The organism is Burkholderia sp. AU38729, assembly GCF_020419725.1.
Classification (GTDB): Bacteria; Pseudomonadota; Gammaproteobacteria; order Burkholderiales; family Burkholderiaceae; genus Burkholderia.
In genome coordinates this window covers 593771-606946 of the sequence record NZ_JAIZQO010000001.1, presented here as the reverse complement: position 1 = coordinate 606946, position 13176 = coordinate 593771, and the positions used below count along the sequence as shown (strand labels likewise).

The window sequence follows — 13176 nt, the reverse complement described above, 5'->3', positions numbered from 1 at the left end:
ACAGGGTAGCGCCGTTCACGCATCCGTGCGCACCGCGACGAGGCTGCGACGGCGCAGTTCTTCCGTCGTTTCGCCCTGGTTGTCCGGGCGCCAGCCCGGCGGCAGCAGCACGAAGCGGATCGCGGTCCACACGTCGCGGGCGGTTGCGACGTCGCGGGCAAGGCTCGCCCAATGCTCGAGCTCGACGACGAACGGGTTGCGCGAGCGGGTCGGCGTGACGAGGCCGAAACGGCACGGCTCGTCGGCGCGCTCGGCGACGTAGGTGCCGAACAGCCGGTCGAACACGACCAGCACGCCGCCGTAGTTCGCATCGAGATAGTCGAGGTTAGACGCGTGGTGCACGCGGTGCGCGGACGGCGTGTTGAACACGGTTTCGAGCCAGCCGAGCTTCGGCATCCACGTGTTGTGCAGCCAGAACTGGTACATCAGGTTGAACGACAGGATCGCGAGCACGGCTTCCGGACGCACGCCGAGCCACACGAGCGGCGTGAAGAACATCGCGGCGCCGGCGATCTTGCCGGTCCAGCCGAGGCGAAACGCGGACGACAGCGTCAACTGGTTCGGCGAATGATGCACCGCATGGGTCGACCAGAAGAACCGCACGCGGTGCGACGCGCGGTGATACCAGTAGTAGCAGAACTCCTGGCCGACGAACACGAGCAGCGCGAGTGCAACGCTGTGCAGCGGGATCGTGAAGAGCCGATGCGCCCACGCGAGGTCGAACAGCGGCGTGGCGAGCGACAGCGGCACCAGCGCGAGCAGCTTGCGGCCCGCGAGATCGGCGAGCGACAGCCACACCTCGTTCCAGTCGAACGGTTCCGGCCCGCGGGCGCGGCGCCAGGTGAGCACGGCCGCCTCGACGAGCGAGACGGCGACGATGAAGAGCGTGACGTAGTACGCGAGCTTTCCTGTGGTGGTGAGCATGATGGACCTTTCCTCCGGTTGAGTCGGACGCGTCATCGGCGGCACGGGCTGCCATCGCGTCGAATGGAACGCACTGTAGTGGGCGCGGAACGGAAAGGCCACGCGGGAAATATGTCGCCGTATGTCGTGGGGGAAGGCGCTCGGGTGAGGTGTGGCGAGCGAAGGCGCTGGCGGGCTGGAGCGGGGCGGATTTCGAGCTGCGCGTTCGTGTGTCATGTGGGAAATGTGTCACCGCATGTCGCGGTGAAATGCGTTCGGGCGGTAAGCGGCACTCGCGTGCGCTCGTGGATTGAAAACCGACCCGCTCGTGCGTGCGCTTGCATGTCCGGCGAGCAATGTATCGCCGCCTGTCGCGCCGAAACCGGTCGACGCTGCACGCAAGCTGCAGCGACGGATGCGGCTGCGCGACACATGCATGAGACAGGTGCCGATCGGAAGCCGATTCGTCGGACGGCATGCGATTACGGCTTCAGGAAGGAGAAGCCGGTTCCGGTCGTACGTGGCGCACTGCCCGCGTTCGGTTCGCGCGAGTCACCGCAATGCATGCATGAATCGGCCGGCAAATATGTCGCCGCATGTCGCCGCGACACATTTGCGCGCTGCGCAAGACAGGTTCGCCCCCCGTGCCACGCCACCCTGCTCTCACGCAATTGCATCGCCGACAGCCTTGCCCGGCGCGGCATGCCCGCGATCGGCGCGGCCGGCACACGCATTCGTCGTACTTCGAATCAGCACGCCACGTGTAACACCGCGACATCTTTTATGACGCGACGAGCGCGTGTCATCGCCCTAAAGTTCGTCCCGTCGCCACGCCACTGCGTGCACCGAAACGAACCGCAAGGACACCCGATGAAAACCCGCCTCCTCGTCACCGCCACCGCTCTCACCCTCGCCTGCGCGCCGGCCTTCGCCGGCTGGTCCGGCCACGGCACGGCATACACGCCGCGCGGCACCTACAACGGCGCGCACGCCGGCTCGTGCGGCGGCGGCAGCTGCTCGCATGCGGGTGGCGTGATCGGCCCCGGCGGCGGTATCGCGACCAACACGGGCACCGTCACGCGCACCGCGCCCGGCCAGTTCTCGAACAGCGGCACGGCCGTCGGTCCGAACGGGCGCTCGGTCGAACACAGCGGCGACACGAGCTGCGCGGGCGGCACCTGCTCGCACACCGGTTCGCTGACGGGCTCGGACGGCCGCAGCGCCACGACGTCGGGCAGCGTGACGCGTAACGGCCCGGGCCAGTATTCGTCGAGCGGCACGATCACGGGCGCGAACGGCAACACGGCCAGCCACACGGCATCGACGAATTGCGCGGGCTCGACCTGCTCGCGCTCGGGCACCGTGACGGGCACCGACGGTGGAACCGTCACGCATTCCGGCAGCGCGACGCGCGTGGCGCCGGGTGTCGTGACGACGTCGGGCGGCTCGACGGTCGTGCACGGCGGCACGGTGTCGACCGGTGGCACGGCCGTGATCCACGGCAGCACGACGGCGGGCGGCACGGTCGTCGTGGCCGGCGGGACGGTGCCGGTTCCTGTCCCGGTGCCGGTGCCGGTGCCCGTCGTGGCGCCCGCGCCTGCTGCCGTGGTCGTGACGGCCCCGCCGCCCGTCGCCACCGTCGCTGTCGCGGCACCGGCGCCCGCAGCGGCTGCCGTCGTGGTGACGCCTCCGCCGCCTCCGCCCGCCGTCATCGTCACGCCGCCCCCGCCGAAGGTCGTGCGTATTGCGGCGCCGAAGGCCGTCGTCGTCACGCCCGCGCCGCGCGTCGTCTACGTCGCGCCGCCGCCGCCGAAGGTCCTGTACCTCGCGCCGCCGCTGCCGCGCTCCGTGTACGTCGCCCCGCGCGCCGTGTATGTCGCTCATCCGCCGCGCGCCGTCATCTGGGTGCCCGCCCACTGGGCCGGCCGCGTGTGGGTGCCTGCGCACTGGGCGTAACCCGGACGCGCTTCGTTTCGCTTCGTTTCGTTTTCCATCCGTTTCATCAACCACCCGGCCGGCGCAGACCGTCGGCCACGCAAGGAGAAACCCCATGAAGTCCATCAAGAAGATGATTGCCGTCGTCGTTTTGTGTATCGTCTCAGCAGCAGCGTCGGCCCAGCAGATGCCGCCCGGCGCGGCGAACGGCGGTGCGCGCGTCGAACGTGCGCTGATGCAGTTGCAGACCCGCTTCGCCAGCGCGAACACGACGCACGACGGCAAGCTGACCCGCGAACAGGCGGCCGCGGGCATGCCGATGGTCGCGCAGCATTTCGACGAAATCGACACGCAGCACAACGGCTACGTCACGCTCGAGCAGCTCGCCGGCTTCATGCGCCAGCGCATGGCGGCCCGTTGAGCCCGCACGACGATCCGGCCACGCACGCACCGGGAGGCAAGCGATGGAACAGTCCTGCAGGATCGTCGTGCTCGACGACGAAGCCGAGCTGCGCAACATGCTGCAGCGCTTCCTGAGCGGCCACGGCTTCCAGGTGCGCGCGGTCGCCGACGGCAAGCGGCTCGACCGCCTGCTGCAGCGCGAACCATACGACCTGCTGGTGCTCGACCTGATGATGGAGCCCGAGGACGGCCTGAGCGTGTGCCGGCGCCTGCGCGCCGAAGGCCAGACGCTGCCGATCCTGATGCTCACCGCGAAAGGCGACGCCGCGGACAAGGTCGTCGGCCTCGAGACGGGCGCCGACGATTACCTGGCGAAGCCGTTTCTCCCCGACGAACTCGTGGCCCGCGTCCGCGCGCTGCTGCGGCGACAGAAGATGGCGGCCGGCGAGCCGACGGTCACGTCGCAGCGGTTGCGGTTCGGCGCATTCACGTTCGACGTCGGCCAGCAGACGCTGATGCGCGACGGCACATCCGTGGAAATCCATTCGGCGCAGATGCTGCTGTTGCACGCGCTCGGCTCGTCGCCGAATCGCGCGGTGAGCCGCGAGAACCTGCTCGCCCGCGCGCGCGGCCGCGACCATGACGCACTCGACCGCAGCGTCGACGTGCAGATCCTGCGGCTGCGCCAGATCGTCGAGGACGACCCCGGCAAGCCGCGCTTCATCAAGACCGTCTGGGGCATCGGCTACATGCTGGTGGCCGGCATCGAGTCGTGATGCGCATCCCGCTGCCGCGCTCGCTGCTTGCGCGCAACATCGCGCTGCTGGTGGCGCTCGTCGCGCTGTCGCTCGTCTGTTCGCTCACCGCGCTGCTGCACTACGTGCAGCGTCCACGCATCGAGCGGGCCTCGATCGTCTTCTCCGACTACGTGCAGTTGCTCGACCGCACGCTCGCCGCCCTGCCGCCCGACGCCGGCCGCACGGTCATCGCGCAGTTCGGCGGCCAGGCTGCATTGCCGCCCGCCGCACCGCCGCAAACGCCGAACCCGGCGGCCTTCTTCCGCACCTGGCAGCGCGACGTGTTCATGCAGGCGCTCGAACGCCACCTGCCGCCCGACCTCCCCGCGCGCTGGCAATCGGGCGACGACGAACGCCTGTGGATCCGCCTGCACGTGGCCGGCTCGCCCGTGTGGGTGCCGCTGCCGATGGCCGCCGACGCGCAGGCGAGCGGCATCACGACGGCGCTCGTGCTGTCGGTCGGGCTGGCGCTGCTCGCGGCGCTGACCGGCTACCTGATCCAGCTCCACCTGAACCGGCCACTCGACGCGCTGGCACGCGCGGCGCAGCGCGTCAGCGCGGGCGAGCGCCCGCCGTCGCTGCCCACCGACGGCCCGACCGAAATCGCCGATGTGAGCCGCGCGTTCAATCAGATGGCCGACGCGCTGCAACAGGCGGAAGCGACTCGCTCGCTGATGCTGGCCGGCGTGTCGCACGACATCCGCACGCCGCTCACCAAACTGCGCCTGGCGATCGCGATGGCGCTGCCGCGCGGCACGCACGACGCGCTCACCACGTCGACCGAGCATTACCTCGACCAGATCGATACGATCCTGCAGCAATTCATGGACTACGCGGGCAGCGGCGAGCGCGAAACGCCGCAAACCGGCGACCTGAATGCGCTGATCGGCCAGCTCGTCGCGGATTTCGCGGGGCTCGGCCATGAATTCGACTTCGACGAAGGCGAGGTGCCCGCGTTCGCGTTCCGTCCGATCAGCCTGATGCGGCTGCTGATGAACCTGATGCAGAACGCGGTCGTCTATGGCAAGACCGGCCTTGGCGTGCGTACGTGGACCGAGCGCGGCATCGCGTATGCGGTGGTCAGCGATCGCGGCAACGGTATCGGCGCGGCCGAACTCGAACGGCTCAAGGCGCCGTTCAGCCGGGGCGCGAACGCGCGCAGTCATGCGGGCGGCACGGGCCTCGGACTCGCGATCGTCGAGCGGATCGCCCGCCTGCACGGCGGATCGCTGGCGTTCCGCGACCGGGATGGCGGCGGGCTGGAGGCGGTCGTTGCGCTGCCGCTTGATTCGGCGGGGGCGGTGCGGCGGTCGATGTCGGTCTGAGGGGTTGTTTGGCTTTTGGCTTTTGGCTTTTGGCTTTTGGCTTTTGGCTTTTGGCTTTTGGCTTTTGGCTTTTGGCTTTTGGCTTTTGGCTTTTGGCTTTTGGCTTCTGGCTTTTGGCTTTTGGCTTTTGGCTTTTGGCTTTTGGCTTCTACCTGCTGCCTGCCGTGTGCCGTGTGCAGCCAGGCCGTCTGACCGTCTGCCGTCTGGCCTTTTGTCCGACTGTCTACCTGTCCGCCTCCCAGCCACGCGACCTCGCGTATCCGCGCATCACGGCACGTGACATGCGCCGACATAATTCCTGCGTGGCGCATCACGCCCGACCTCCGCATACTTGCGCCTGCGTGTTGCGCAACGGCATGAAAACGCTCCCCCTGCCAGCGATCACGCCCCGCTTCCGATCGTTCGCGTTCCTGAATGCCGCGACAGTATCGGCAACCTCATCCAGGCCACGGAGATCGACATGTTTTCTTCCCTTCACGCACTTGCCGCCCACGCCAAACGTCTGACCAGTGTCGCGCTGATCGCCGGCACCCTCGCGATGACCGGCTGCGCATCGACCGCGACTACATCCATGACCGCCGCGCCGGCAACTCGCACGCAGCCGCAGGTTCATGCGGACGTCGTGTATGTATCCACGTTCGACGTGGACACGACCGACGTCAAGGTCGACGGCGGGATGATCAGCAAGATCGCGCCCCTCGCGAGCGGATCGTCCGCCGACGTGCAGCGCCAGCAGAGCGCGCTGAAAACTCGCGAGCAGCTCGCCGACGCACTCGTGCGCGAACTCCGGTCGCAAGGCATCCCCGCGCTGCGCGGCCCGGTGCCGGACGGACGCGACGCGCTGGTCGTCGAAGGCCGGTTCGAGTCGATCGACGCGGGCAACCGCCGCCGCCGCACGCTGATCGGGCTCGGCGCGGGCAAGAGCGAAGTGAAGGCGTCGGTCACCGTGCTGTTCCAGCCGGCGCATGGCGCGCCGCAGCCGCTCGGCACGTTCTCGTCCAGCGCGAACAGCGGCCACCTGCCCGGCATGGTGGAAACCGCCGGGGTCGGCGCGGCGGCCGGCCGCCTCGCGACGTCGGCAGCGGTTGGCGCCGGCCTGCATGGCGTGTCGGAAGTGAAGCACGACACGGTGGCGTCCGATACGGACCGCCTCGCGCGCTCGATCGCGAAACAACTCGCGACGCAGAACGCGGCAAATGCGTGGCTGCCGACGGTGTCGGCGAGCTGACGCACCGGGCCGCCGCCTGCGAGGCCCGACGGGCACGCAGGCGAGCGGCCGGGCATAATGCGCGAGGCCGGTCCGGCGCCACGCGCCGCGACCGTGCCGAGCCACCCGACGGCCCGCATCATGGCCCGTCCCGAATCCTGAACTTCAATCCGTGAATGTCATGCAAGTACTCGTCGTAGGAACCGGCAAGCTGGCCAGCGAACTGCTCGACGCGCACCGGCTCGACCCGGCCACCTGCCGCGTGATCCCCTGGTCGGACAGCGCGCGCGACGATGCGCAGCGCAGCGACGCCCGAACGATCGTCGTGCATGCCGGTTCCGGCCGCGAACTCCCCGCCGTGATCGCGTTCTGCGCGGCCACCGGATCGCCACTCGTCGAGCTGTCGACCGGCTCCGAGCTCGAAACCGGCTCGCACGCTTTCCCGGTCGTGCTGTGTCCGAACACGAACATCCTGATGCTCAAGTTCATGAGCATGCTGGAAAGCAGCGGCCACCTGTTTCACGACTGCCGGATCAGCCTGACGGAGTCGCACCAGGCCGGCAAGACGTCCGTCCCCGGCACGGCCGTCGGGATCGGCCAGTCGCTCGGCGTGCGGCCGGAAGACATCCGCTCCGTGCGCGACCCGGACGTGCAGCGCAGCGAATTCGCGGTCGCCGACGATCAACTCGGCCGCCACGCGATACACCGGATCCGCATCGACGACGGCGCGTGCAGCCTGCAGTTCGAATCGCGCGTGGTGGGCGCGACACCTTACGCCGATGGCGTGTCGCGCATCGTCGACGCTGTTCGGCTGCACGATCTCGAGTGCCGCCGCTATTCGATCGTCGAATTCATCCGCAACGGTTGGCTGTAGTCGCGGCGATGCGCGGCGGGCGGCATGCGCGCATCGCAGGTCGCAGACGTTTTCGCTCAACGCAAGACAAGGTTCGGTGCCGACTTCCGTGGAGGTCGTCGACCGCCCGAGCCGCGACATCCGGGCCGCCGCCGACCGCGCCTGACGTCCCGCATGGCCGGCGTTCAAGATCACGCCAGCCGGCTTCGCCGCCACGGCCGCTCGCGAAATTCGACGCGCAATCGTCCTGCCGCATTCGCTGGTAAGTTACCGGCCGAGGTTCATTCGCCGAGATGGGGTGCGAGTCACCACTAACGCCGGCGCCTGAACCGCTCCCCTCGACCTCTCCCCGACAGGAGTGCAACCGATGCCCCGACCCGATTTCATCAAGCACTGGACCGAACTCGAAGAACCGGACGCGCATTGCTATCGCGGCGATACCGAGCCGATGGCGCTGGACGCACCGCTTTCCGCCGCGCTCGGCATCACGCGTATCGGCATTCATCACGTCAGGCTTCTGCCCGGCCGACGGACGTCCTATCCGCATGCCGAAAGCACCGAGCAGGAATTTGTGTACGTGCTCGAGGGCAAGCCCGACGTCTGGATCGACGGCGTGCTTCACCCCGTTGCCGAAGGCGATTCCGTCGCGTTTCCGGCGGGCACCGGCATCTGCCACACCTTCATCAACAACACGAAGGACGAGGTCAGGCTGATGGTGATCGGTGAACGTCCGCGCGACGACAACCGCATCCGCTACCCGATGAACGAGGCGTATGAGCTGACCCGCGCGGACCGCTGGGTGGACTGGCCCGACAGGCCGCTCGGGGACCACGACGGGATGCCGGACTGACGCCTGTGCAGATTCACCCGACGGAACCCGCCGAGCCCACGGTGCGAACTCGCAGCGGGCCGCCGAAACCGCCGTGTTTCACCGGTCGTTACCGCGTCCACCGTCACTCACTGCCAAGCACCGCCCCGCTCTCGGGCAACGTCGCACCTCCGTCGACGACGATCGTCTGCCCCGTGATGTACGCGGCATCCGCCGACGCGAGAAACAGCATCGCGTTCGCGATATCTTCCGGTTCGCCCATCCGCGCGAGCGGAATGTCACGCGCGATCTGCGCCGCGACCGACGCGTCGCCGAGATTGCCGGCCGCCGGCGTGCGAATCATGCCCGGCTCGACGCCGTTCACCGTCACGTTGCGGCGCGCGAGCTCCAGCGCGGCCGCACGAATGAAGCCGTTCACGCCGGCCTTCGACGCCGCGTAATGCGCGAGCCCCGGGTACACGACGCGCGGCCCCGTCACCGACGACGTGACGAGCAGCCGCCCCGCTCCCGCGCGCTCGAATGCCGGCAACGCAGCCTGCGCGAGCCAGAACAGCGCCGACAGGTTGACCGACAGCGTCCGGTCGAGCGTCGGCTCGTCGATCTGCGTGAACGGCGTCAGCGGAAAATACGCGGCATTGTGGACGACCACATCGAGCCGGCCACCGTCGCGCTCGACCGCCGCGACCAGTGCGCCCAGTTCGTCGCGGCTGGCGGCATCCACCCGATAGGCGCGCGCCTCGCCGCCCGTGCTCGCGAGCGCATCGGCCTGCGCGGCGGCCGCCTCGCCGTTCAGGTCGGCAAGCGCGACGAACGCGTCGGATTCCGCGAATCGGCGTGCGATCGCCGCGCCGATCCCCTGCGCGGCGCCCGTGACGAGCACGACGCGCCCGCTGAAATCCGCCCGCAGGCGGCCGCTGCCCGGCACGGCATTCATCGCTGCGCCTCGCCGCCGAGCGGATGCACGGTTTCGTTGAGCACCTGCGCGTGCGCGCCGACGGGGAAGTTCGACAGCGTGCCGAAATCGCCGCCCTGGTAGCCGAAGATCTTGCCGTCGGTCTTGCGCTGCGCGAGGTCGATCAGCACGACGCCGAGCGTCGGCACCACCTTTTCGCGCCACACGAACAGATACAGCGCGTCTGCAATCCTGAAGTAATGGCAGCGGTCGACATCGGCCAGCCCGCCTTCGACCCCCTGCAGGCACTGCCACGCGTAGAAATTCTCGTTCAGGTAGATGTGCTCGTAGCATTCGGTCGGGCTGTAGCGATACATCGTCCGCTTGCCGATCAGCTCGCGCGTGGGCCCGTGCAACGGCCCCGGCTGCGTGTGACCGCCGAGCGTGCCGTGCCGGAACTCGGCCTCGACGCCCGTCAGCGGCAGCCCGCGCGCAACCCGTGTGAACGCGTCGATGCGCGTGTCGGCCTCGGTCGGCAGCGCGCCGACGACCGACGTCCATACGCCGTTGTCGAGATCGATCACGAGACTGACCGACGTCGCGCGGGCGGCCGAATCGATGTAGTCGACGAAGTACAGCCCGTCGCGCAGCCGCGTCACGCGGCACGGCTCGCGGCCGCCCGTGTCGGTCGCCGCATCACGCCACTGCAGTGCGCCGGGCTCGAACATATAGACGCGCCACGTGCCCGATGCGTCGCCGAGCGCAAGCGTCCGCCCGGCGAGCGCGTCGACGGATGCGAGGATGTTCGCTTCCGGCGCGAAGCCGTCCGCGAGCGCGCCAACCTGAATGAATACCGGATCCTGTCGTTCCACTTGCCGTCTCCCGCGCAGCTTCAGGCCCGGCGGGCCGTGTACGCTGCTCATGTGCACATGGTGCGGGCTGCGCGCGCCGCGCGGTATCGGCCAAAAGGATGAAGGGCGCACGGCGCCGGAACGCGCTAAAGTGCACGACATCCGCGCCGCGCCCGGCGCGAGGAGCGCACATGCACCGCGTCACTCATTACCGACGGACCGACGAAGGCATCGAGGCAATCAGCCTTGAATCCGACCGTGCATTTCCGCGCCACGCGCACGACGAATTCGGGGTCGGCGTGATCGTCAGCGGCGCGCACCGGTCGTGGAGCGGCCGCGGGCAGGTCGACGCACTGGCCGGCGACGCGATCATGGTCAACCCGGGCGAGATGCACGACGGCTCGCCGATCGAGGCCGGCACGGGCCGGCGCTGGCGAATGCTGTACCTCACACCCGCGCTGGTTGCTGGCGTGGCGGCGGAAGAAGGCCTCGGCGGCATCGAACTGGCGCATCCGGCGGTACGCGACGCGCGGCTCGCGGCCGCCGTCGGCCAGCTGCATGCACGTATCGTCGCGGGAGAATCCCAGCCGCTCGCCCGCGACGAGGCGCTCGTGATGCTCGTCGCCGGGCTGCTCGCCCGGCACGCGAACCGCCCGCTGCCGGCGGCGGGCGTCGCACCGGCGATCCGCCTCGCCAGGGAACGGCTCGACGCGGCGCCGGCCGCGCCCGTTTCGCTCGCCGAGCTGGCCGACCTGAGCGGCGTCAGCCGCTTCCAGCTGCTGCGCGGGTTTGCCCGCGAACTCGGCATCACACCGCACGCGTACCTGATCCAGTCGCGTGCGCGGCTGGCGCGCGCGCTGCTGGCCAGCGGCTTGCCGATCGCCGATGCCGCGGCCGAAGCCGGCTTTGCCGATCAAAGCCATTTGACGCGTGCGTTCGCGCGCCAGTTCGGGATCACGCCGGGGCGGTTCACGCAGGCCGCTTGACGCCGCTGCCATCCTGCGGGGCCCGTCGCCGAACATACCGACCTCGAAGGCTGCGACCACGTCGACTGCTGCGACGGCACGCCGCGCCATGCGCTGCTCGCGGTGACTGTCGCCCGCCCCGGTCATCCGAGCATGCCGAATCGCGCGCTCCGTATTCGACACGCCCGCGCACGCTGCAATTTCGTTCAAGACGTGCACGGCCGCCGTACGCGACGATGCGGCGCATGAAGACACGACTGATCGGCTATCTCTATCTCGCCGCCGCCATGGCGGGCGTCGGCAGCACCGTCATCGCGAGCCGTCTCGCGGCCGGCGGCCTGCCGCCGTTCGCGGCCACCGCGCTGCGCTTCCTGATCGCGACACCGCTGCTGTTCGCGCTGATGCGCGCGCAGCGCATGCGCTGGCCACGCCTCTCCACGCGCGACGCCGTGCTGCTCGTCATCCAGGCGGCGGCGGGCGGTGTCGGTTATACGGTGCTGCTGATCTGCGGCACGAAGCTGTCGTCGCCGCTCGACGCGGGCGTGATGCTCGGCACGCTGCCCGCGATGTCGACGCTGATTGCGGCCGTCGTGCTGCGCGAGCGGCAGACGCCGCGCGACTGGGTGGCCGCCGCGCTCGCAACGGCCGGCGTGCTGTTCGTCACGTTCGCGCCCGGCCAGGCCCTGCCGTCGCTCCGCACACTCGCCGGCGATGCGCTGGTGCTGGCCGCCGTCGCCTGCGAAGCCGTATTCATCCTCCTCAACCGGCGGCTGGCCGCACCGTTGCCGCCGCTGGCGCTGTCCACCGCGATGTCCGGCCTTGGCTTCGTCCTCGCCCTCGTGCCCGCCGCGTTCGAATGGCACGCGGTGGCGACCGGCTGGACGGTCGACGCGGTGTCGGCGATCGCCTACTACGCGCTGGTGCCGACCGTGCTCGGCTATCTGTGCTGGTATGCGGGCTCGGCGCGCACGAGCGGAACCGAGGCCGCGCTGTTCACGGCGGTCGCGCCGGTCTCGGCCGTGCTGTTCGCGGTCGCGCTATTCGGCGAAACGCTCAGCGGCACGCGTATCGCGGGTATCGCGCTCGTCATCGCCGGCATGGTCGTCGGCGCGACGCGGCGACGCGAACCGCCAGCCGAAGCACGCGATACGCACCCGGCAAATCCGGATCGACCGTCCCGCCCCGCGCCCGCCGCGCAAACAGCCACCGACTGACTCGCGCTCCTCGCGCCGTTGTGCCGTTGCGGAAACGGCGGCGGCTCGGCCCCGCCATACAACCGGTCGATCCTCGCGTTTCCCCCGTGCGGCCGACAACTGTAGGAATGTGTCCGCGCACCGCAAAACCGTTGCGCACCACCCCGCAAGATGCAATATTCGCGTGGCCGGGACCTTTGACAACCATCGAACAACAATCCGCCACGCAATGAACAGGAAGGAAGCCAAAACAAGAATCGCGGTGCTGCTGTCCGCGGGAACGAGGAAGGCCGACGCATTGGCCGAACTGTCCGGACAAGGACTCAAGGATCGTGTGCTTGCGCACCTGATCGCGTCGCACCCCGATCCCGAACGCTGCCGCCAGAACAGGCTGCACATCCGGATCCTGGTCGCGCTCGGCGTCGCCCAACTCGCGATCAGCCTCATGCTCGCGTACTACTTCTTCGCCACCGGCGCCGGCAACGGCCTCGTGCTGGTGTTCCTCGCGCTGACCGTGCCACTGTCGCTGCTGTTCATCTGGGGCTTTGCAACCAATCGTGTCGGCGCGTACCACGCGTTCATCCTGCTGTCGCTGCTGCAGGTGCCGAAGACCATCGCCGCGCTCGGACGCGATCCGTCGACCGCGCTACCGAGCCTCGCGATCACGATCCTGCTGGTGGGCTATGTCTGGTTCGTCCGCAACCGCCTGTTCCCCGACTACGGCTGGTTCACGCCGCGCAAGGTCGAAGGCCGTTACGCGTTCGTCGAGCACGCCTGACGCCACCGGCATCGAGCACCGGCCGCAAGAAAAAAGGCGCCGGGCCGCCCCGCAATCGCGGGACGGCCCGGCGCCTTCTGCATTCCGGAACCGGTCGGCTTACTTGGCCTTTTCAGCCGAATCGCTGATCGCCTGGCCACCCTTCGAAATGTCCTGCCCCACACCGGCGACCGTGTTGCAACCGGCGAGCGCGGCGGTCACCACCAGCAGCATTGCAGCAATCGTACGCGTCATTCTCATTCTCCT

14 protein-coding genes are annotated in these 13176 nt (G+C 69.0%); 10 read left to right on the top strand and 4 right to left on the bottom strand.

Annotated elements, in window-relative coordinates:
- Window positions 1–15 precede the first annotated feature (15 nt).
- Window positions 16–924 carry a sterol desaturase family protein gene (locus LGM56_RS02665; RefSeq protein ID WP_089496561.1) on the bottom strand — a complete coding sequence of 303 codons (909 nt, stop codon included), beginning with the start codon at window positions 922–924 and terminating at the stop codon, window positions 16–18.
- Window positions 925–1773: 849 nt separating this feature from the next.
- Between LGM56_RS02665 and LGM56_RS02660 the strand changes: the two genes are divergently transcribed.
- The 7 genes from LGM56_RS02660 (at window position 1774) to LGM56_RS02630 (ending at window position 8272) form a co-directional block, all read left to right on the top strand.
- Window positions 1774–2859, top strand: coding sequence for a hypothetical protein (locus LGM56_RS02660; protein ID WP_226202650.1), 1086 nt, complete (start codon window positions 1774–1776; stop codon window positions 2857–2859).
- Between the two features lie 94 nt (window positions 2860–2953).
- Window positions 2954–3259 carry an EF-hand domain-containing protein gene (locus tag LGM56_RS02655; protein ID WP_089442017.1) on the top strand — a complete coding sequence of 102 codons (306 nt, stop codon included), beginning with the start codon at window positions 2954–2956 and terminating at the stop codon, window positions 3257–3259.
- A gap of 43 nt (window positions 3260–3302) precedes the next feature.
- Window positions 3303–4016, top strand: coding sequence for a response regulator (locus LGM56_RS02650; protein WP_226202648.1), 714 nt, complete (start codon window positions 3303–3305; stop codon window positions 4014–4016).
- On the top strand, window positions 4016–5362 hold the full coding sequence (locus LGM56_RS02645) for an ATP-binding protein (protein ID WP_226202646.1): 1347 nt from the start codon (window positions 4016–4018) through the stop codon (window positions 5360–5362). Before LGM56_RS02650 ends, LGM56_RS02645 begins: the two co-directional genes overlap by 1 nt.
- A 460-nt stretch (window positions 5363–5822) precedes the next feature.
- Window positions 5823–6590 carry a DUF4410 domain-containing protein gene (locus tag LGM56_RS02640; protein WP_089496557.1) on the top strand — a complete coding sequence of 256 codons (768 nt, stop codon included), beginning with the start codon at window positions 5823–5825 and terminating at the stop codon, window positions 6588–6590.
- A 160-nt stretch (window positions 6591–6750) separates the two neighbouring features.
- Window positions 6751–7443, top strand: a complete 693-nt coding sequence (locus LGM56_RS02635) for a dihydrodipicolinate reductase (RefSeq protein WP_089496556.1) — start codon at window positions 6751–6753, stop codon at window positions 7441–7443.
- A gap of 346 nt (window positions 7444–7789) precedes the next feature.
- Window positions 7790–8272, top strand: a complete 483-nt coding sequence (locus LGM56_RS02630; protein ID WP_226202644.1) for a cupin domain-containing protein — start codon at window positions 7790–7792, stop codon at window positions 8270–8272.
- Between the two features lie 103 nt (window positions 8273–8375).
- On the opposite strand, the gene LGM56_RS02625 is transcribed toward LGM56_RS02630, so the two are convergent.
- Together LGM56_RS02625 and LGM56_RS02620 are read right to left on the bottom strand one after the other, a co-directional pair.
- On the bottom strand, window positions 8376–9185 hold the full coding sequence (locus LGM56_RS02625) for an SDR family oxidoreductase (protein WP_226202642.1): 810 nt from the start codon (window positions 9183–9185) through the stop codon (window positions 8376–8378).
- Complete coding sequence (locus tag LGM56_RS02620; RefSeq protein WP_226202640.1) at window positions 9182–10015, bottom strand: molybdenum cofactor biosynthesis F family protein; 834 nt, start codon at window positions 10013–10015, stop codon at window positions 9182–9184. Before LGM56_RS02620 ends, LGM56_RS02625 begins: the two co-directional genes overlap by 4 nt.
- A gap of 170 nt (window positions 10016–10185) precedes the next feature.
- On the opposite strand from LGM56_RS02620, the gene LGM56_RS02615 reads away from it, so the two are divergent.
- From LGM56_RS02615 to LGM56_RS02605, 3 genes are all read left to right on the top strand, one after another.
- Window positions 10186–10980 (top strand): AraC family transcriptional regulator, encoded by a 795-nt coding sequence (locus LGM56_RS02615; protein WP_226202638.1) that lies wholly within the window; start codon window positions 10186–10188, stop codon window positions 10978–10980.
- A 224-nt stretch (window positions 10981–11204) separates the two neighbouring features.
- Window positions 11205–12173 (top strand): DMT family transporter, encoded by a 969-nt coding sequence (locus tag LGM56_RS02610; RefSeq protein WP_226202636.1) that lies wholly within the window; start codon window positions 11205–11207, stop codon window positions 12171–12173.
- 208 nt (window positions 12174–12381) lie between these two features.
- The gene (locus LGM56_RS02605) at window positions 12382–12930 is read left to right on the top strand and encodes a permease (protein ID WP_226202634.1); all 549 of its coding nucleotides are present in this window, start codon (window positions 12382–12384) and stop codon (window positions 12928–12930) included.
- Window positions 12931–13029: 99 nt separating this feature from the next.
- Here LGM56_RS02605 and LGM56_RS02600 read toward each other — a convergent pair whose 3' ends face one another.
- A complete protein-coding gene (locus tag LGM56_RS02600; protein ID WP_006485835.1) occupies window positions 13030–13164 on the bottom strand; it encodes an entericidin A/B family lipoprotein in 135 nt (44 codons plus the stop codon).
- Between the last annotated feature and the right edge of the window lie 12 nt (window positions 13165–13176).